Annotated in this window: 17 protein-coding genes and 1 pseudogene; 11 read left to right on the top strand and 7 right to left on the bottom strand. The window is 68.3% G+C overall.

Annotated features, from left to right (window positions below; translation table 11 throughout):
• The 5 genes and pseudogenes from ON27_RS10935 to ON27_RS10915 all read left to right on the top strand — a co-directional run.
• A pseudogene (locus ON27_RS10935) lies at nt 1-333 on the top strand (hypothetical protein); the annotation flags it as partial.
• A 64-nt stretch (nt 334-397) separates the two neighbouring features.
• Complete coding sequence (locus tag ON27_RS42800) at nt 398-568, top strand: hypothetical protein (RefSeq protein ID WP_157227151.1); 171 nt, start codon at nt 398-400, stop codon at nt 566-568.
• A gap of 642 nt (nt 569-1210) precedes the next feature.
• Complete coding sequence (locus ON27_RS10925) at nt 1211-1426, top strand: hypothetical protein (protein ID WP_043723795.1); 216 nt, start codon at nt 1211-1213, stop codon at nt 1424-1426.
• Nucleotides 1427-1897: 471 nt separating this feature from the next.
• Nucleotides 1898-2035: a hypothetical protein gene (locus tag ON27_RS10920; protein WP_157227150.1), complete on the top strand. Its 138-nt coding sequence runs from the start codon at nt 1898-1900 to the stop codon at nt 2033-2035.
• A 131-nt stretch (nt 2036-2166) separates the two neighbouring features.
• On the top strand, nt 2167-3081 hold the full coding sequence (locus ON27_RS10915; protein WP_043723787.1) for an aminoglycoside phosphotransferase family protein: 915 nt from the start codon (nt 2167-2169) through the stop codon (nt 3079-3081).
• Nucleotides 3082-3160: 79 nt separating this feature from the next.
• Here the strand turns inward: ON27_RS10915 and ON27_RS10910 are convergent, their stop codons facing one another.
• Nucleotides 3161-3553 (bottom strand): DoxX family protein, encoded by a 393-nt coding sequence (locus ON27_RS10910; RefSeq protein WP_043723783.1) that lies wholly within the window; start codon nt 3551-3553, stop codon nt 3161-3163.
• Between the two features lie 319 nt (nt 3554-3872).
• On the opposite strand from ON27_RS10910, the gene ON27_RS10905 reads away from it, so the two are divergent.
• From ON27_RS10905 to ON27_RS40795, 3 genes are all read left to right on the top strand, one after another.
• Nucleotides 3873-4076, top strand: coding sequence for a hypothetical protein (locus ON27_RS10905; RefSeq protein ID WP_157227149.1), 204 nt, complete (start codon nt 3873-3875; stop codon nt 4074-4076).
• Nucleotides 4077-4236: 160 nt separating this feature from the next.
• Nucleotides 4237-5541: a serine hydrolase domain-containing protein gene (locus ON27_RS10900; RefSeq protein ID WP_043723811.1), complete on the top strand. Its 1305-nt coding sequence runs from the start codon at nt 4237-4239 to the stop codon at nt 5539-5541.
• Nucleotides 5542-5577: 36 nt separating this feature from the next.
• Nucleotides 5578-5730, top strand: coding sequence for a hotdog fold domain-containing protein (locus ON27_RS40795; protein ID WP_157227148.1), 153 nt, complete (start codon nt 5578-5580; stop codon nt 5728-5730).
• 215 nt (nt 5731-5945) lie between these two features.
• On the opposite strand, the gene ON27_RS10895 is transcribed toward ON27_RS40795, so the two are convergent.
• Nucleotides 5946-6887, bottom strand: a complete 942-nt coding sequence (locus tag ON27_RS10895) for an NAD-dependent epimerase/dehydratase family protein (protein WP_043723778.1) — start codon at nt 6885-6887, stop codon at nt 5946-5948.
• 149 nt (nt 6888-7036) lie between these two features.
• Between ON27_RS10895 and ON27_RS10890 the strand changes: the two genes are divergently transcribed.
• Both ON27_RS10890 and ON27_RS10885 read left to right on the top strand, forming a co-directional pair.
• A complete protein-coding gene (locus tag ON27_RS10890) occupies nt 7037-7726 on the top strand; it encodes a TetR/AcrR family transcriptional regulator (protein ID WP_043723777.1) in 690 nt (229 codons plus the stop codon).
• Nucleotides 7727-7922: 196 nt separating this feature from the next.
• On the top strand, nt 7923-9587 hold the full coding sequence (locus ON27_RS10885; protein ID WP_051046429.1) for a sulfatase-like hydrolase/transferase: 1665 nt from the start codon (nt 7923-7925) through the stop codon (nt 9585-9587).
• 3 nt (nt 9588-9590) lie between these two features.
• Here the strand turns inward: ON27_RS10885 and car are convergent, their stop codons facing one another.
• The gene (gene car / locus ON27_RS10880; RefSeq protein WP_051046428.1) at nt 9591-13064 is read right to left on the bottom strand and encodes a carboxylic acid reductase; all 3474 of its coding nucleotides are present in this window, start codon (nt 13062-13064) and stop codon (nt 9591-9593) included.
• 697 nt (nt 13065-13761) lie between these two features.
• On the opposite strand from car, the gene ON27_RS10875 reads away from it, so the two are divergent.
• Nucleotides 13762-14070 (top strand): hypothetical protein, encoded by a 309-nt coding sequence (locus ON27_RS10875; protein WP_157227147.1) that lies wholly within the window; start codon nt 13762-13764, stop codon nt 14068-14070.
• Nucleotides 14071-14247: 177 nt separating this feature from the next.
• Here the strand turns inward: ON27_RS10875 and ON27_RS10870 are convergent, their stop codons facing one another.
• From ON27_RS10870 to ON27_RS10855, 4 genes are all read right to left on the bottom strand, one after another.
• On the bottom strand, nt 14248-14733 hold the full coding sequence (locus ON27_RS10870) for a glutathione peroxidase (protein ID WP_043723775.1): 486 nt from the start codon (nt 14731-14733) through the stop codon (nt 14248-14250).
• Between the two features lie 113 nt (nt 14734-14846).
• Entirely contained in the window at nt 14847-16439 is a 1593-nt protein-coding gene (locus ON27_RS10865; protein ID WP_043723765.1) for a succinic semialdehyde dehydrogenase, read from the bottom strand.
• Nucleotides 16440-16578: 139 nt separating this feature from the next.
• The gene (locus tag ON27_RS10860; protein ID WP_043723763.1) at nt 16579-16776 is read right to left on the bottom strand and encodes a ferredoxin; all 198 of its coding nucleotides are present in this window, start codon (nt 16774-16776) and stop codon (nt 16579-16581) included.
• Between the two features lie 17 nt (nt 16777-16793).
• On the bottom strand, nt 16794-17597 hold the full coding sequence (locus ON27_RS10855; protein ID WP_043723761.1) for an SDR family oxidoreductase: 804 nt from the start codon (nt 17595-17597) through the stop codon (nt 16794-16796).
• Nucleotides 17598-17662 lie beyond the last annotated feature (65 nt).

The raw sequence follows: 17662 nt of genomic DNA, 5'->3' as shown, positions 1-17662 counted from the left end.
GCCATCGCCGACCGTCCGACGACGTTGGTGCTGCGCAGTGATCTCGCGTTGCCCAACGGCCGTCCTTTCGACCCTCGTGGTCCGCTCCCCCGGATGTTCACCCAAGGCGTGTGGGGCTTCCATCTCACCGAACTACCCGGCGGACGCACTCGCCTGGTGGTGCGCACCATCGGGCGGGATGCGCCCCGCCCTTTGATGGCGGTCACCGACTTTCTCGTCGGTCAGCCCGCCCACCTCATCATGCAAGCGCGGCAGTTCGCCAACCTGCGCCGCCGCCTCGGCGCCGGGGAGAACACACAGACGAAGGTGGGTGTGCTCTCCAACTCCGGATGAACCCGCGACGGTACGCAACCGGCTGCCCGACCGTGTCAGGGACGGGCGATGACCGCCCAGGCCGTTGTGGCTGGTCGTCACCGGTTGGAGAGATCGCGGCCTCCTCGGCGCAGCGCAGTTCGACCACCTGTTCGTCGATGGCGACAATCTTCGACGTAACTCACCGATTGTCACCGCCCTCGACGCGGACAGCCCGGTCGTCTTTGTCGACGCCACGACAGCAATGCTGCGCTGATGGAACGAATCTCGGTCTGCTGTGTGGCTGCGGGCGCACGCCACCGGGCCGGGGCCGGGGCATTGCCCACCGTTGGATCGGTGGGGTCGGGGTATCAGTCGCGGATGGGGGCCTGGTCGATGCCCTGATTCTGCGTGTGTTCATCGAAACAGTCTGTCGCCGAGGCGGTCTGCTTCATCTGACGCTCGAGAACCTCGATGCCGAGGACTGCCTCGTTCGGCTCCGGGAGAAGGGAGGCACTCAGCGATGGCAGCCGGTCTCCGCCACACTGATGCAACGAGTCCTCGATCGCGCGCGTACGCCGGGCATGAGGACGGGCGCCGGGTTTCCGGGTCGGCGACTTTCACCTACACCAAGGCCGGCCTGTGTGCCATATGACCGTTCACGCACCGGCCCGCACGGTGCGGGTGGCTCCGGGAACCTGGCCTGCGCTGCCGCCTAATTGAATCCGTCATGCCTGCAGATCCTGTCGCTCAGCGCGGAGATTCATCGACAAGCGCCCAGAGCCCCGCGACGACGACCAGGCTTGGACCAACCCCTGAGTTCTGCACCCCTCGACTCGAGGACAACACAATTCGGGTCATGCGTGGTGAGGGCTTGCCGATTAGGTTCGGCCGTTCACCCGACGCACAAGGAGTTCGAATGTTCGCAGTACGTGGATTTGCCGCCGCCCTCATCGGCGCCGCAACCCTGACCGGTGCTGGGGCGGCCGCCGCGGCGCCGTTGCCGCTGGAACCGCAGGCTCCCGCACCGGCCGTGTCGGTCGCAGGGAGCTGTGGTGGTATCACCGACCCGTTCGTGGCGCTGGTCTGCGCGATCAGCAGCCTGTCGAGCGGAGGCGGCACGGCCGGTCGATGAACGGCCGTGAAGTCGGCTCAGCTGAATGAGCCGCGCACGAACGGCGCCGAGTTCGGCAGTGACGCGTTCACTGCCGAACCAGCCGAGTGAAAGCTCAGCCCGCACAACGACCTTGCCGCGGTCTCGCGGGTGATCGGGTTGTCGGGACGCCGACTCATGCTGAACTGAGTTCTGAGCGCCGGCTCCTGTCAGCTCACCGGTCCCCCTCGCAACCACCAGCCCCGATGCCCCGGCCTGCCTGGCGTCCTATGACGCTGACCTCGGCCCCGGCCCGGAACTCCTCATCACTTCCACGGCTCCCGGTTCGGCGGCACCGGCGGACAACGCCGTGCCCGTCCACAGCCTGGGCGACCCATCGCTCGGCGAACTCGCCGAGCGGGTGAGCGGGCACATCACTTACCTCCTCGTCACCGCCCCCTCCGGAACCTGGTGTACACCGCGTGGGAGGCTCGCTGGGACTGCGAACAACCCGTGACGATGCTCTGGCCCGCCGACCGCAGCTGGTGCCTGTCGAGCGACCCCGACCTCTCCTACACCGTGATCGGCTGCGACCACACGCTCGCCGGCCGCATCCTCGCCGAACCCGTCCTACGCGCACGAAAGAAGTGATCCAGCACTCGTCGGCCGACCCGCGGTTACGGGAGTTCGGCGGGGCAGACGAGGCAGCTCGTGTACTCCATTGGCGGCAGTGCGACTTCGGCAGTGACGGGTCGGCTGCTACCCGGCTACCGTTGAGTCGCATGACGCACACCGGGATCGATATCACCGCGGAGCTGGTGCGAGATCTGCTGCGTGACCAGCACCCCGACCTGGCCGATCACCCTGTGCGGCTCGGCGCGCGTGGCTGGGACAACCAGCTGTGGCGTCTCGGCGAAGACCTCGCCGTCCGATTGCCCTGGGCGACGGAATCCGCGGATGCGTTGCTACACAAGGAATTCACCTGGCTGCCCGCCCTCGCCCCGGGTCTTCCGCTGCCGGTCCCCGTTCCGCAACGCTTCGGGGAGCCCTCCGAGCGGTTTCGGCGGCCGTGGATCGTCACCACGTGGGTGCCGGGCGAGCCTGCCGACCGAGCTCCCGTCACCCATGCGGCGGAAGGTGCCACCACCCTGGCCGCTTTCCTGGCGGCACTGCACCAACCCGCTCCCGGGCAGGCACCCATCGGCCGCAACCGCGGAGGGCCGCTGGCCGCCTGTTCCGACAGGTTCGCCGAGCAACTCGCAGCGGCCACCGAGCGGGGGCTGATTCCCGATCCAGATGCGGTCCGCGCGGTCTGGGAAGACGCCGTCGCCGCGCCCGATTGGGCCGGCCCGGCGCTGTGGCTGCACGGCGATCTGCATCCCGCCAACGTCCTCACCACGAATGGCGCGATCTGCGGCGTGATCGACTTCGGCGACCTCTTCGCCGGCGATCCGGCTTTCGATCTCGCTGCCGCCTGGATTCTGCTGCCCGACGGTGCCACCGACCAGTTCCATGACGCCTACCAGTGGATCCTGGACGCGGCGACTCTGCGGCGCGCCCGCGGATGGGCGGTGCTCCGCGCCTTCGCCGGCATCTTCATCGCAGACGCCGGGGTCCACGGTCGCCCTGGTGGCAAGCCCACATGGGGACCACCCGCCCAGGCCGCACTGCGACGGCTCATCGCCACCCATCGCTGATCGACCGGCTTCGTCACACCGCGCACGGCGGTCGGCACCGCCGAACCGCAAAGCGCGGGCCACTGACGACTTACCTCGATCAGCCGGTGAACGCTTCGGGGCCGAAGCGGCCCCAGGCCACGAAGGCGGCCATGGCGAGGTAGACGAGATTCAGCGCGACGTATTTGTATTGTCCGTAGCGAGCGTGGGTGATCATCGCGCCGATCATCAACAGGATCCAGCAGACGGCTGTCACCGGCACCATCGCCGGTGCGATATCGAGCGCCGCGGGCAGGATCAGTCCGGCCGCGGCCAGGATCTCGAGGCTCCCGAGGGTTCTGACGAAACCGGCGCTCGCGTGCTCGGTCCATCCCCCGCCGGACTTCCTGCCCAGTTCGTCGAGCTTGTCCTTGGGCATGAACGCTTTGGTGGCGCCACCGAACAGGGCGAGGGCGGCAAGCAGCCCGGTGACGATCCAGAGGGCGAGATTCATGAGCTTCTCCTTCAGGTGCGGGCGACTCGGGCTCGTCCTCGATCCGGCCGAGCGGTTCGTCGCCGTCGGTCTGCCGTTCGCGGGCGTCCCTGCCGGCTTCCCGATGTGTAACTGGTCGGGCATCAGACACCGCCGGTGCTGAGTGCGTGACACCACGTCGGCGTGACGTGCGCCACCGCACGCGTCGCCCTTGCAGCGAAATCGAGCCGAACATGAATACGCCCTTGGCGGCGGTGAGGTTGTAGCGAGCCTGTCACGCTGGTCCCTTGCACGAAGTCCCACGTACCATGAGCCACCCAATCTTTCGGGAGGCGTGGTCGTGGAGGTCGGCGACAAGGTCAAGTTGAACGAGCCGCTGTTCATCAGGGGCGGTGTTTACGTTGACGCTGGAGAAGTCGGGGTGGTGAGGTCGGTGTCGACCGCGGGGGCCGGGCCCGGGCAATCAGGGCTGGAGGTGTGTGTGGTCCGTCTGGCGATGGGGCTGACGGCCGAGTTACTCATCAGCGATGTGACGCCCGCCTGAGTGCCCATGGTCCCGCGTGAGCGGGTGCGGGTCGGTGCAGGTCAGCCCCTACAAGTAGGGGCGCACAAGGCGGTAACCGGGGGTGCGGTGGGGGCGATGAGCCAGGTGGAGTTCATCGAGAGCGGAGGCCTGCGTGGGTCTAGGTATGAGAAGCATTGCGATGGCTGCTATTACGGTGGCAACCTCGATGCTCGGGGTCGGTGCACCGGCGATGGCGCAAGCCGAGCCGGACGGGCCGCGGCATTGCGCGGTCAGCAGTGGACGGGTACCCGAAACGGCGACGCCGGAGGAGGTCGGACTCGATTCCGCGGCGCTGCATCAGGCGGTGGCGCTCGCGGCGGATTCGACGCGCACCACGCTGCAGATCTTCCGGAACAATTGCCTGATCGCGACCGGCCCGAACAACGCGCGGGCGGGCGGTGTGCCGTGGAATCTCTGGAGCAGCACCAAGAGCGTGGTTTCGATGGTGGCCGGGATCGCGGTGGACGAGCAGCGGTTGCGGCTCGACGACCCTATCGGCGTTTATCTGCCGCCCGAACTCGGTGATGCCGGACACCGCGCGATCACGGTGCGCAACCTGCTCGTCGAATCCAGCGGCATGCGGGTGGCGGTGGCCTCCGAGGGCATCACCGGGTTGGCGCAGATCGACCCGAATGTGGTCGCGCAGGCGTTGGCGATGCCGATCGATCAACAGCAGGGCACCGAGTGGCGCTACAGTCAGCGCGCTGTCGATCTGCTCGCGTACGTCATCCAGCGTGCGGTCGGCGAGGACTTCCAGGCATACGTGCAACGAAAGCTGTTCGACCCGTTGGGCATTCCGTCGACGGACTACTTCTGGGGGCGCGACCGCAGTGGGAACACCTACGGTTACGCGCATCTTCTGCTGCCACCAGACGATTTCGCCAAGCTCGGGCTGCTGCTCACCAATCGCGGCCGGTGGGGCGGTCACCAGATCATCTCGGCGGATTATCTCGCGCAGGCCGGTCGGCCCACTCCGACGAACCCCTGCTACGGCTTCCTGTTCGTGGTGAACGGGCCGGAGTGCGCCAACTACTTTCCTGGTCTGCCGCCGGACGCGATGCAGATGTCGGGCATGATGCGCCAGGACAATTTCGTCGTGCCGAGCCTCGGATTGATGGTCAGCTGGACCGGTGTCACCGTGCCGGGAAGCGCGTTGAGCTTCCCGCACGATGTCCTGCGGGCGGTCGGCGCCGCCTTCCGGGAGCCCCGCATACCCGCCGCGGCGCCCTACGAACAGCAGTCGGATGTCCAACTGTCCGATCCGATGATCTCGAACCCGGACGCGACTCTCGCCGCACTCGGTATCGGCCCGATGGCCTACCCGGGCTGCAATCCGCTGTCCTGCCTGGGCAAGCCCATGTCCGCGCCGTTCACGAACTGGCCGCCGGGCTGTTTCATCCTCGGCTGCGTCGGCCCGCACCCGGCGACTCCCGGAATCCGATAGCGGCACAACACGTCGGCCGACTCCACCACCCACTTCTTGCGCCAGATCGCCGATGTCGCCACCGCGACGGCTGTTCCGCTGCGGGTGAGTGCGCGTCAGGTCGTGGTCACTGTCGAAGTGCGTGATGACGCCGGGGTCGTGTGCGCGCACATCGTGCAGACCGTGCGACTGATTTCCGATCGCGGTTGACGGTTGCCCGACCCCGGCCAGGGCTGTCGGCGAAGGCATTGCGCGTCCTTTCCAGTGGGCCGCTACGGCCGCCCGCTGTATGCCGCCGGGCGTCCGTGGCACTCACGTCCTACCTGCCCACGCTGCTTGTCATCGGTCCTTCCGCAGGCGCGGATGGGGAGGTTGCCCCATGCGCGACCCGCACCCGTGCGACGAGCCGACCGGACCGGCACGCTTCAGCCGACGGACGTGACTTCTTCCGCCCGCAGGGCGGTGATCGTGGCGCGCAGGGATTGCGCGGTCGGTGTCGGCTCGATGCCGAAGGCCGCGGTGGCGGCGGAGGAGTCGAGCACGAACGGACGATCGAACTGGTAGCGCAGTTCGCGCAACTCGCGGGCGTTGGGATCGGCGAGGCCCGCGAGCCAGAGCACGGCGGCGGGCATCCGCCCCACACGCACGGGGGGCGCGTCCGCCACCGTCGCCGCGAGCCCGGCCAGTTCCCGCACGGACATCGGCGGCGCGGTGGGCGTGTGCCAGGCGCGGCCCCACGCGGTTTCGTCGTCGGCGACCGCGATCAGGGTGCGGGCGGTATCGGTGACGTCGGTCCAGCTGTGGGCGGCGTCCGGATCGCCGGGGAACAGCACGCGGCGGCCCGAGAGCGCGGCAGGCAGCGCGACCATGGTGAACGCCGACTTGGCTCCCGCGCCGAGGTAATCCGATCCGCGCACTTCGGCGGTGCGAACGCGGCCCGCCTGATGCGCGGCCAGCGCTTCGGCCCATAGTTCCGCGCGCACCCGGCCCTTCACGCTGTTGGGGCGCAGCGGGCACTGCTCGCCGATCGGGCCGTCGACCTGCCCGTAGCCGTACAGGTTTCCGACACTGACCAGTACGGCGCCGGCTGCCTCGGCAGCGCGCAGCGAGGCGGCGGCCAGCGGCGGGAAGTCCGTGGCCCAGCGATGATAGGGCGGCTGGGCGCACTGGAAGACGACGTGCGCGCCCGCGCAATGCCCGGTCAACGCGGCAGCGTCGGTGGCGTCGGCGGCGACGCGCTCGATCAGCGGGTGATCCGGGCCGATACCGCGGCGGGTGATGACGCGCACCCGCTCGCCGCGTTCGGCGAGCAATCCAGCGGTCGCCGCGCCCACGGGACCGGCTCCGATAACGACGTACAGGGACATGGCAACCCGTTCTGTCCGGTGTTCCACTTCGAGAACACCGTTCTTTCCAATGGACTCACCGTAACCGAGAACATCGACTTGAGCAAGAACGGTGTTCACGAAACATTCTTCCGTTCTCAGATTTGCCACTCGCTCTCTACACTGGGGGAATGTCCGCTTCCTCCCTCCGGGCCCGCGTCCGCTCCGAGATGATCGAGGAGATCAAAGCCACCGCGCGAAAACGGTTGGCGGTGGATGGCGCGAACCTTTCGCTGCGGGGCGTCGCACGCGATATGGGCATCGTCGCGTCCGCGCTGTACCGGTACTTCCCCAGCCGAGACGACCTGCTCACCGCCTTGATCTTGGAGGCGTACCAGGCGCTGGCCGCCACCGCCGAAGCCGCCGACGCGAAACACCCCGAGACCGATCCGCGCGGCCGCTGGATGGCGGTGTGCTCCTCCGTGCGGGACTGGGCCCTGGCTCATCCCGCCGAATACGGCCTGCTCTACGGCAGTCCGGTGCCCGGATACTCCGCACCGGAGGACACCGTCGCCCCCGCCGCGGCCGTAGTCCTACGACTGGTCGACATCGTGTACGCGGGGGCGGAAAAACCGACCCCGCCACCGCTGCCGACCCCGCTGCCCGCGCCGGTCCGCGCCGACCTGCGCCGGCTCATCGAGCAGAAGCCGCCCGCCGACATGCCCGAGGACGTGCTCGACCGCGTCTTCGCCGGCTGGACCCAGCTGTTCGGCCTGATCAGCTTCGAACTGTTCGGCCGCCTGAACGGAACCATCGACGCGCGCGACGAATACTTCCACCACCACATGAACGTGATGGCCGACCTCGTGGGTCTGCCTTGACACTCTTCCCGCGAGCACCGCGTGCGCCCTTCCCAGAGCGGCCAGCGATCGGCGCGCATCGCTCTGCCAGCTGATTCGGTGACGGCGTGTCCACGCCGGAGGGCCGCGACCGCGCGCCGGGCGGCGCTACGGTGACAGCACCGAGATTCTCCGCGTTCCATTCGACCGACGAACATCACTCATTCGTGGAGGAACATTGCCGAGCTCGTTCACTCGCAGGGGATTTCTGACCAGTGCGGCCACCTCGGCGACGGCCGCGGCCGCCGTATCGGCCGGCGCGGCACCGGGCCGGGCACGGGCGGACACCGACCCGGACAAGCCGAACATCCTGGTGATCATCGTGGACGAGATGCGGACACCGGTGTGGTTTCCCGATCAGCAGACCTTGGACACGGTCTTGCCGAACATCGCCCGGATCCGCAGCGGCAGTGTGTCTTTCGAGAATCACTACACGGCGGCCAACGACTGCACACCCGCTCGCGGCTGCCTGCTGACCGGACTGTACTCGCAGCAGACCGGGTGCATGGTCGTGTCGGAGTCGACGTTGTCGCCGCTGTTCCCCACCTGGGGATCGATGCTGCGCGACCACGGCTACGACACCACGTATTGGGGCAAGTGGCATCTCGGCAGCTATCCCGATCGCACACCGGGCGCGCTCGAAGCCTACGGATTCCACGGCGGCACCTATCCCTCCCCGAATGGCGCGCCAGGTCAGGGGCTGCAAGCGGATCCGAAGATCGTCGACCAATTCGTCGACTGGTTCGAGAACGATTCCGGCAACGCCCCCTGGTGCACGACGGTGTCGCTGGTCAACCCGCACGACATCCAGTGGTGGCCGCGCTGGACCCGCCGCGACCAGTTCAGCGCCGACATCCCGCGGTGGATGACCGAACTGCCGCCCAATTTCGAATCCCTCGAGCAGCTGTCGCGCAAGCCCCGCCTGCAGATGGCGTTGGTCGAGGTCTCGGCGGTCGCGTTCGGGGCGGCGCCGTACGGGACGCCGGAAGCCGTGCATGCCTGGATCGAGATGCGCAACCTGTACCTGTGGGCCCAGCAGCAGGTCGACATCCAGATCGGCCGTGTGCTCGACACCCTGCACTCCCGTCCGGACGTGGCCGCCAACACCGTCGTCGTCTTCACCTCCGACCACGGGGACTACGCCGGTTCGCACGGTTTGCACGGCAAAGGCGGCGGCGCCTACGACGAGGCGTTACGCGTTCCGCTCTACGTCCACGATCCGCGTGGCTATCTGAGCCCGGTCGAGGGCACGAGCAGCAGACAACAGCTCACCTCCAGCGTCGATTTCACGCCCTTGCTGCTCACCATCGGCACCGGCGGCGACGGCTGGCGTGGCGACGGGCGCTACGAACATCTGAGCGGGCGGCTCGATATCGCCGCGCTGTGCCGGAACGCGGGCGCCGCGGGCCGGCCTTGGATCGCGCACACGACCGACGAGGCGTCCATCGAGGAGGCGGCGATCCTGTTCAATCAGAACGCGCCCGGCCACGTCGCGATGGTGCGCACCGCCGACGCGAAGTTCGCCTCCTACTCGCATTGGGTGCACGGGCAGATCCGGATCGATCCGGCGGCCGAGCAGGAATTCGAACTCTACGACTACAGCACCGACGCCGGCCGGCTCGAACTGGACAACCAGGCCGCGACCGGAAACCCGTTGCGCGGTGAGATGGAAGCGCTGCTGGACAACGTCATTCCCACCGAGATCCAGCAGCCGCTGCCGCCCTACCTGCGGGCCGCCCAGGAGCAAGGCATCGGCGACTACATCTCGGCGCAGACGAACATCCTGGTTCAAGCCGAACGAATCGGCCACGCCCTGCTCGACGCCGTACCGAGGCCGTCCTAGCTCCTACAGCAGGCCGCGCAAGGCCAGGTCCGTGGCGTATTTCTCGATCAGTTCCGGGGAAATCCGCGGAATATCCTGGTCTGCGCCGATGTTCGCGGCTCGGACGGCGGAGCGGAAGATCTCCGCAGGCAGCGCCGAGCCGCGAACCGGCGGGGCCGGTCGTCGATAGGCGTGCAGCAGCGGCAGTACGGAAGCCTGGCGCTGCCGTTCCGGCAGGGAACGCAGGGCGGTCTCGAACCGGGTGAACCACTCGTCGTAGTCGGCGATCCGCTCGATCCGATGGCCCGCCGCGATCAGCCAGTCGACGAACTCGTCGAGCGAGCGGCCGTCGTCGTGCGGGTTGAGCACGTCGAAACTCTGGAAACCCGTTCCGGCCGCCGCGCCGAGGACGGTGATCGCGGCCGCGGTGAAGTCGACGGGCAGGCCGTCGTAGTGGGCGCGCGAGCGGTTGCCCTCGGCGTCGGTGCGGTAGAAGGAGAACGGCGCGATACCCGTGCGGATCAGGCTCAGCAGCAGCCGGGTGAAGATGTCCGGCACGTTGAGCTGACCGGCATAACGCCGGTCGGCGAGGATCATGTCCGACCGGAACACCGCGACGGGCAACCCGCACAGATCGTTGGCCTCGCGCAGCAGCACCTCCCCCGCCCACTTGCTGTTGCCGTAACCGTTGGCGTAGCTGTCGTCCACGGCGCGCACCGGGCTCATCTCGCGAATGTCCCCGTCCTCGCTGAACACGGCCGGATCGATCTGCGCGGCCACGGCGACCGTCGACAGATAGGTGAACGGCTTGAGCCGGGTGGTGAGGGCCAGACGGATCAACTCGGCGGTGCCCACCACGTTCGGGCCGAACAGCTGCCGGTACGGCAGGACGTGGTTGACCAGTGCGGCGGGATGCACGATCAGATCGACGCGCTCGGCCAGCCGCCGCCATGCCGGATCGTCCAAGCCCAGGTTCGGCACCCCGATATCGCCCGGGACCACCTCGAGATGCGCGGCAGCCAGCTGCCGGAACTCTCGGATCAGTGCGGGATCCCCGGAGTCGAAGGCGCTGTCGAGGCGCTCGCGCGCCGCGGCCTCGTCCGCGCCCCGGACCAGGCAGACGAGTGTGCCGCCGCCCTCGTGCATCCGCCGCAGCCACTCCAGGCACAGGAAGCGCCCGAGGTAGCCGTTCGCGCCGGTGAGCAGCACCGTGCGCGCGGTCGCGGAGGCGCGCGGCAGGCTCGGCGCCGCGGCGAGGGTGCGGGCGTCGAGGAACCTGTCGAGCGTCAGATCGGCAGCTCGGACCCGCGAGCCGGCACCGTGCACGGTGGTGTACGTGGCGCCGCGCGAGCCCGAAGCACGTTCGGCCGCGATGTGGTTCGCCACCTCGCGCAGGGTGTTCGCCGGGCTGATCACCACCGACACCGGCACTTCGGCGCCGAAAATCTCCTGCAACAGGTTCGACAGCGACAGCGCCGCGAGCGAATCGCCACCCAGATCGGTGAAATGCGCGTCGGGACGCAGATCGGAGTCCGCACAGCCCAGTACGGCTCGCACCGCGCGTTTCACCGTCTCCAGCACGGGCAGGTCGGCCGCGCCGCGGCGCAGGTCGAGCAGTTCGTTCGCCTGCCCGGTGGCCAGCTCGTCGTACAACTGCCGCAGGCGCGGCTCGTATCGCTCTCTCAACTTGGGCCGCAACAACTTTCCGATGCCCGACAGCAATCCGTTGGCCGTGCTGAACGGCTCGGGCTCGATCAGGAAATCGCGGGGGATCTCGTAGGACTGCAACTCGGCGTCCTTGGCGAGCTGTCGTAGCGATTCGCTCAGCGCCGTCCTCATCTTCTCCGGATCGTCCCGGCCCAGCACGTCCTCGCCGGGCACGATCACGGCGAGCAGGTAGGCGCGTTCGCTGCTGCCGTACACGAAGATCTGCCGGATCAGCGGGCTGGTCGCGTAGACCGCCTCCAGGCGCGAGACCGCGACGAATTCGCCCTGGGACAGTTTCAGCACGTTGTTGCGCCGATCGACGTAGACCAGCCGATCCGGGGCGAGCTCGGCGACGATGTCGCCGGTCTTGTAGAAGCCGTCGGAGTCGAAGATCTCGGCCGTGATCTCCGGCCGCTTGTAGTAGCCGGAGATCGGGGTGGCGCTCTGCAACAGCAGCTCGCCGCGCGGATGCGGTTTGTCGGTCCGGAAGTAACCCAGCTCGGGGACGTCGGCGAGCTTGTAGTCGAGCACCGGCGGCCGCTGCACCCGTTCGTCGATGATGACGACGCCGCCCGCCTCCGTGGACCCGTATCCGTCGTGCAGTTCCAGATCGAGCACCGACTCTACGAACGACTTCATCTCCGCCGACACCGGCGCGCTTCCGCAGATGGCCACGATCATGCGCCCGCCGAGGAAGTCTTGGCGCAGTTCGGCTTTCACCTCCGCTTCCAGGGCGGCCCGGTCCACGCCCGGCCCGTCCCGCCGATCCATCGCAGCCCGGAAGCGCTGGAAGATCATGTCGCACACACGCGGGACGAAGAACATTTCGGTCGGCCGCGCCAACGCGACGTCTTCGAAGAGCGTCGACATATCGCTCTCGGCCGCGAAGTAGGCGATGCCGCCGCGCGCCAGTACGCCGGTCAGCGACCCGCGACCGGCGACGTGACTCATCGGCATGTAGTTGAGGTTGATCGCGGCGACCTCGGGCCGGTTCAGCCATCCCCTGGCAACCAGGCGCTCGCTGTACATCGCCCCTTTCGGAGTGCCGGTGCTGCCCGAGGTGTAGATCAGCAAGGCCAGCGGGTCCTCGCCCGGCTCGGGGGTGAACAGCGGCGCGGGGGGCAGCGACCTGCCTCGCGCGAGCACCTCGTCGAGGGATTCGAGCGCCACCGGGCTGCCCGCGGCGGTCAGCCGGGCGCGGGCCGTTTCGAATGCCGCGCGCTGGTCGTCGTCGCCGGAGTGGTAGTCGAAGACGATCAGTCGCTGCGGCCCGGATTCCGCCAGGGCGCAGGTCACCGCGGCGTCGAGCAAATCCGGCGTCGCGGCCAGCACCCGAGGCGCGGTTTCCGCGACGATCGCGCTCAGCTGGGCGACCGGCGCACTGGATTGCAGGGGAACCGCCACCAGTCCCAGATGGGCGCAGGCCAGGTCGAGGGCGGTGTAGTCACTGCTGGTGAAGCCGAGAAGGGCCACGAAATCGCCCGCGCGCAGTGGATTCGGCGCAGCACCATGCCACGCGGCGGCCACCGCGCGCACGCGTTCCCACAGTTCGCCGTAGGTGATGGTGTCGAACCGCGGCAGCAGCGTCCGCGTGGTGCGGCCGGCCTCGTCGGTACGCAGCTCCGCAGCGCGCTGCCCCAGCGCGGGCCGGTCGGCGTATCCGACCATGACCGTCTCGATGATCCGCGCGAGCCCGGCGCCGGGCTCGCGCATCTTCTCGGAGACCTCGGCGAGCGGTGTGGCGTTGCGGATGTCGTCGCATTCGGCGTAGAGCCGGGTGACGCGGCGCATGAGCCGCTCTTTGCGCGTTTCGGTCTCCACGACGACCTCCTTGTCCCGGGAACACGCCTGCTCAACACGTTAGCTGGCCTAATTACCTTGGTCAGGCGATAGCGGCCGCGAGTGTCTGTGACACTGAACACACCGCCAGAAATGTCCCAAATGACGCCGGTATCCCATTGCCGTACAGACTCGACCAGGCGCTGCCGGTACCGGTGTCGACGGGCTCCCGCTACCCATGCCCGCCACACCGCGGGCCCGGAGCACGAGACGGACCATATCGCCAGGGCCTGCAACAGCGGCGACACCCGCCGCCGTCCCGGCCACGCTCCAAGCGCGACGTTCGCTTGCACTTCTCGCGCGATTCCCTCCGGCGGTTCATCGGATCAGGTGAGCCGCTCACCCGGCCAGCCTCGAAGGCGGCAGCGGCCGCCGCACGAGACCGGCTCGCGCCCGCCCACTAAGTAACCGAATATTCTTCCCGACTGGGCGTACCGATGCACTTGTTACCGAGGCATCGCCTTGACGTCGCAGTAGTCTCAATAGGCCGCCCGACACCGTATCCGAGCAGCAGAAAGATCTACAGGTAGGCGTTGACAGGGCAAGCGACGCCGCCGCGGATGCTGTTCAGTCCTCCGCAATTCCCCGTACAGCCGTCTATGCTCTCGCTATTATGTGACTGCCAATTCACAACCATAGGAGCGCTATGATGCGTACCCCCTTCCGCCTCGCCGCCGCCTCGGTCGCGGCGGCGACTCTCGTCGTCACCGCCGCCGGCGCGACGGCCGAGCCGATCGACTCCGCCACGGTGACCGTCGCAGACCCCGGAACCGGCTCTTCGGCGGTGGATGCGGGATCGGCCGCGGCGCGCACCGCCATGTACCACCTCGAGCGCGGCGACGTCATCGGGATTCTCGTGCTCCTGGTCGCCGCACCCCTGACCATCTTCACCAGCGGCGTCTGCGACTTGGCCACGTTCTCGGCGCTGCCGAATCCGTGCGCCACAGTGACCCGGTGAACGAGGGCCGAGCCAGGTACCCGAGCGGAGCCGGACGAGCCACGTAGCCGAGATCGGTGACAACACAGAATTTCCGGCTCTCGCGGTGCGCTCGAAGCTGAGCGCCGCGAATTCCGGCAGGAACGCGACCGGGGCCGCCGCCCCGAACGGACGACGGCCCCGGCTGGCGCTGCCACCTCAGAGCGCGGCTTCGATCGCCGCGACCAATTCCGGCGCCTCGGGTGTCGTGCGCGGACGGAAGCGGCCCGCGACCTTGCCGTCGCGGTCGATCAGGAACTTCTCGAAATTCCACTGGATGTCACCGGCGTTGCCTTCGGCGTCGGGGGTCTCCACCAGTTGCCGGTAGAGGGGGTGCCGCTGGTCGCCGTTGACGTCGACCTTCTCCAGCAAGGGGAAATCGACGCCATAGGTGGTGGAACAGAACTGCTGGATCTCCTCCGCAGTGCCCGGCTCCTGGCCCATGAACTGGTTGCACGGCACGCCGACCACGCTGAAGCCGCGCGAGCCGAAGGTCTTGTGCAGTTCGACCAGTCCGGAGTACTGCGGTGTGAGACCGCATTTCGAGGCCACGTTGACCAGCAGGACGGCGTGGTCGCCGACCAGGCCGGCCAAGGTCGTCGGTTCGCCGGACAGTGTGCGCAGCGGAATTTCTCGAAGGCTCATACGTATGGACCTGCCCATTCTCGATTCCATGGATCCACCCCGACGGCCACGCTACCGGATCGGCAGAGCCCGGGACCGCCGCGGACGCGCCGGTTCCGGCGAGGTGACGCCGCTCAGCGCAACCTGGTTCGGCGCATCAGCCGCAGCGACGTGAGCGTCATCTTCAGCTGCTTGTCGTAGGGCTGACCGGCCCGTGCGGCGAGCACCTGCTTCTTGAGCACGCCGACGTTCACCGTGTCGGTGTACTTCAGCAGGCCCTGGTCACCGTGCCGGGCGCCGACTCCGGACTGCTTCACGCCACCCGAAGGCGTGCCCTTGGCGGCGTAGGTCGCGACGAAACCGTCGTTGATGTTGATATTGCCCGCCTGCAACTGGGCCGCGATCCGCTCGGCGTGCGCGAAATCCCGCGTCCACACGCTGGCGTTCAAACCGTAGTCGGTGGCGTTGGCCGAGCGCACCGCCTCCTGCTCGTCGTCGAACGGGTACACGGTGACGACCGGACCGAAGGTCTCCAGCGTCGCGTGGGTCATCTCGGGGGTCACACCGGTCAGCACGGTGGCCTCGTAGAACGCGGGACCGACATCGGGGCGCGCTCGCCCGCCGACGTGCACGGTGGCCCCTTTGGACCGTGCGTCCTCGACGTGGGCGGCGACCCGTTCCAGATGCTGCGGCGACACCAGGGAGCCGAACTCCGGCGTGTAATCGTAAGCGGCGCCGATCTTTCCGTTCAATTCGGCCGCGGCGGCGATCAGCCGGCGCAGGAACTCGTCGTGGATGGCGCGGTGCACGTAGATGCGCTCGATGTGCATGCACGCCTGCCCCGAGTTCGCGAACGCGGCGAACACCGCGCCGGGGATCACCTCGTCCAGGTTCGCGTCGGCGAGCACGATCATCGGGTTCTTGCCGCCCAGTTCCAGGCTGCACCCGATGAGGTTGCGACCGGCCCGCTCGCCGACGATCCGGCCGGTGGCGGTCGAGCCGGTGAACATGACGAAGTCGACGTTGTCGATCAACGCCGGTCCGATGTCGGGGCCCTCACCGCACACCACTTGGACCAGCCCCCGGGGCAGCCCGGCGCGGTGCAGCAGCTCGACGCCGAAGAGCACGCACAAAGCGGTCTTGTTGTCCGGCTTCAACACGACGCCGTTGCCCGCCATCAGAGCGGGCATGGCGTCGGACAGCGCGATGGCGAAGGGAAAGTTCCACGGCGCGATCACCGCGACGAGCCCTTTGGGGCGATGCTGCTCGGTGGAAGTGGTCAACAGCGGCATCGGGCCGCCGCGGCGCTTCGGCCGCAGCACCCGCCGGGCGGTCTTGAGGTAATGACTGATCACCATGGGCACGTCGCAGGATTCCTCGACGGCCATGCGACGGGTCTTGCCGCACCCGATCTGGATCAGGTCGGCGGTGGTCTCCACTTCGCCGAGCATCAGTTCGTGCAGCCGCTCGAACACGCGCAACCGCTGCCGCAGCGGCAGAGCGGCCCACTGCGTCTGCGCGGCCCGGGCGGCGGCGCACGCGTTCCGGACGTCCTGCGGGGTGGACTGCGGCAACTCGCCGACCGGCGCGCCGGTGTAGACCTCGGTCATCTCGAACGGCGCCGCGCCACCGTCGGCGGCGACCAGGCCGGTCAGCCGCGCGATCAGCTCGCCGGTGATCCCGGCGGGCAGGGCGCCCTTCGCCTTGTCGGTATGTGCTGTGCTCATCGGATCTTCTCCATGACGTCGGGTATCGCCGCAGGTGCCGGGCCGGACAGGGCGACTGAATTAGAACACGTTCCGATTTTGGATTCATCGTATTCGCCCCCGCACGCCCTGCCTACCCGCCGCGCGGGAAGAAATACGCTCACTCCTCCGCGACGAGCGACAACGCCTGCGTCGGGCAGTAGCGGACGGCGCGCCGCACGTCGGCCTGGGTTCGCGAATCCGCGGCGGCATCGCGAATCTCCACTTTGCCGCGCTTGGGAACGTGGAACGCCTCGGGCGCCTCGTCCTGGCACACCGCGTGCCCCTGACACAGATCGAGATCGGCCAGCACTCGCATCGTCGGCCCTTCCTTGTCTAATCGTTCGGTTCCGCGCCGTCCGCGAGCGGACGCACCGGCGCCTCGGGTTGCACCTCGACCAGGACCAGGTGCGCGCCGCGCGGCGTGGACACCACCGCGACCACCGCGGCGGCCAAGTCGCTCGCGCGCAGCATGTACGGATGCCTGGCGAACCCCCATGCCTTCCAGTCCTCCAGCACCGGGCCGACGATCTCGGGCGTGGAGTCCATGCCCATGCCGGTCAGGGTCGGTCCGGGCCGGACCTGCGACAGGCGGATGCCGCTGCCCTCGAGTTCCATACGCATCTGCGCGGCCATGGCTTCCAGGCCCGCCTTGGCGGCGCTGTAGGCGCCCGTGCGCGGCCGCGGTTCGGACGCGCAGTCCGAGCTGATCAGCACGACGTCGCCGCGTTGCCTGCGCAACATGCCGGGCAGCACCCGGTGCACGAGGCGCTGCGCGCCGACGAGATGGACCTGCACCTGCCGCACGAACCGTTCCGGATCCATCGCGTGCACCTGACCGAACTCGATATCGCCCGCACTCGACACCAGGATCTCGGTGGGACCGAGCGCTTCCTCGGCGGCGCTCACGAACTCCTCGACCGAGTCCGGCTCGGTGACGTCCAGGCGGTGGGCGAACGCCTCGCCCCCGTCGGCCCGGATCTTGTCCGCCAGTTCGGCGCACTGATCGACGCGCCGGGCGCCGAGCGCGACGGGATGGCCGAGTTCGGCCAGGGCCACGGCGGTGGCGGCGCCGATCCCGGAGGAAGCGCCGGAGACGAGCGCGGGCCTGCGCTCGGGATGAGGGGCGACTCTTGGCATTATCGGGTCTCCACGGTGACGGGAAGGTGCGCGAAGCCACGCACATTGGACGAATGAACACGCGC

Origin of the sequence: Nocardia asiatica NBRC 100129 (assembly GCF_000308415.1) — a bacterium.
Classification (GTDB): domain Bacteria; phylum Actinomycetota; class Actinomycetes; order Mycobacteriales; family Mycobacteriaceae; genus Nocardia; species Nocardia asiatica.
Note: the sequence above shows the minus strand (reverse complement) of the source record. Positions and strands in the feature narration are given on the sequence as shown.

What these genes read in the sequence shown, in the direction of transcription:
- ON27_RS10925 (WP_043723795.1), top strand. Translation starts at nt 1,211, where the DNA reads ATGTTCGCAGTACGTGGATTTGCCGCCGCCCTCATCGGCGCCGCAACC.
- ON27_RS10915 (WP_043723787.1), top strand. Translation starts at nt 2,167, where the DNA reads ATGACGCACACCGGGATCGATATCACCGCGGAGCTGGTGCGAGATCTG.
- ON27_RS10910 (WP_043723783.1), bottom strand. Translation starts at nt 3,553, where the DNA reads ATGAATCTCGCCCTCTGGATCGTCACCGGGCTGCTTGCCGCCCTCGCC.
- ON27_RS10900 (WP_043723811.1), top strand. Translation starts at nt 4,237, where the DNA reads ATGGCTGCTATTACGGTGGCAACCTCGATGCTCGGGGTCGGTGCACCG.
- ON27_RS10895 (WP_043723778.1), bottom strand. Translation starts at nt 6,887, where the DNA reads ATGTCCCTGTACGTCGTTATCGGAGCCGGTCCCGTGGGCGCGGCGACC.
- ON27_RS10890 (WP_043723777.1), top strand. Translation starts at nt 7,037, where the DNA reads ATGTCCGCTTCCTCCCTCCGGGCCCGCGTCCGCTCCGAGATGATCGAG.
- car (WP_051046428.1), bottom strand. Translation starts at nt 13,064, where the DNA reads ATGCGCCGCGTCACCCGGCTCTACGCCGAATGCGACGACATCCGCAAC.
- ON27_RS10875 (WP_157227147.1), top strand. Translation starts at nt 13,762, where the DNA reads ATGCGTACCCCCTTCCGCCTCGCCGCCGCCTCGGTCGCGGCGGCGACT.
- ON27_RS10870 (WP_043723775.1), bottom strand. Translation starts at nt 14,733, where the DNA reads ATGAGCCTTCGAGAAATTCCGCTGCGCACACTGTCCGGCGAACCGACG.
- ON27_RS10865 (WP_043723765.1), bottom strand. Translation starts at nt 16,439, where the DNA reads ATGAGCACAGCACATACCGACAAGGCGAAGGGCGCCCTGCCCGCCGGG.
- ON27_RS10860 (WP_043723763.1), bottom strand. Translation starts at nt 16,776, where the DNA reads ATGCGAGTGCTGGCCGATCTCGATCTGTGTCAGGGGCACGCGGTGTGC.
- ON27_RS10855 (WP_043723761.1), bottom strand. Translation starts at nt 17,597, where the DNA reads ATGCCAAGAGTCGCCCCTCATCCCGAGCGCAGGCCCGCGCTCGTCTCC.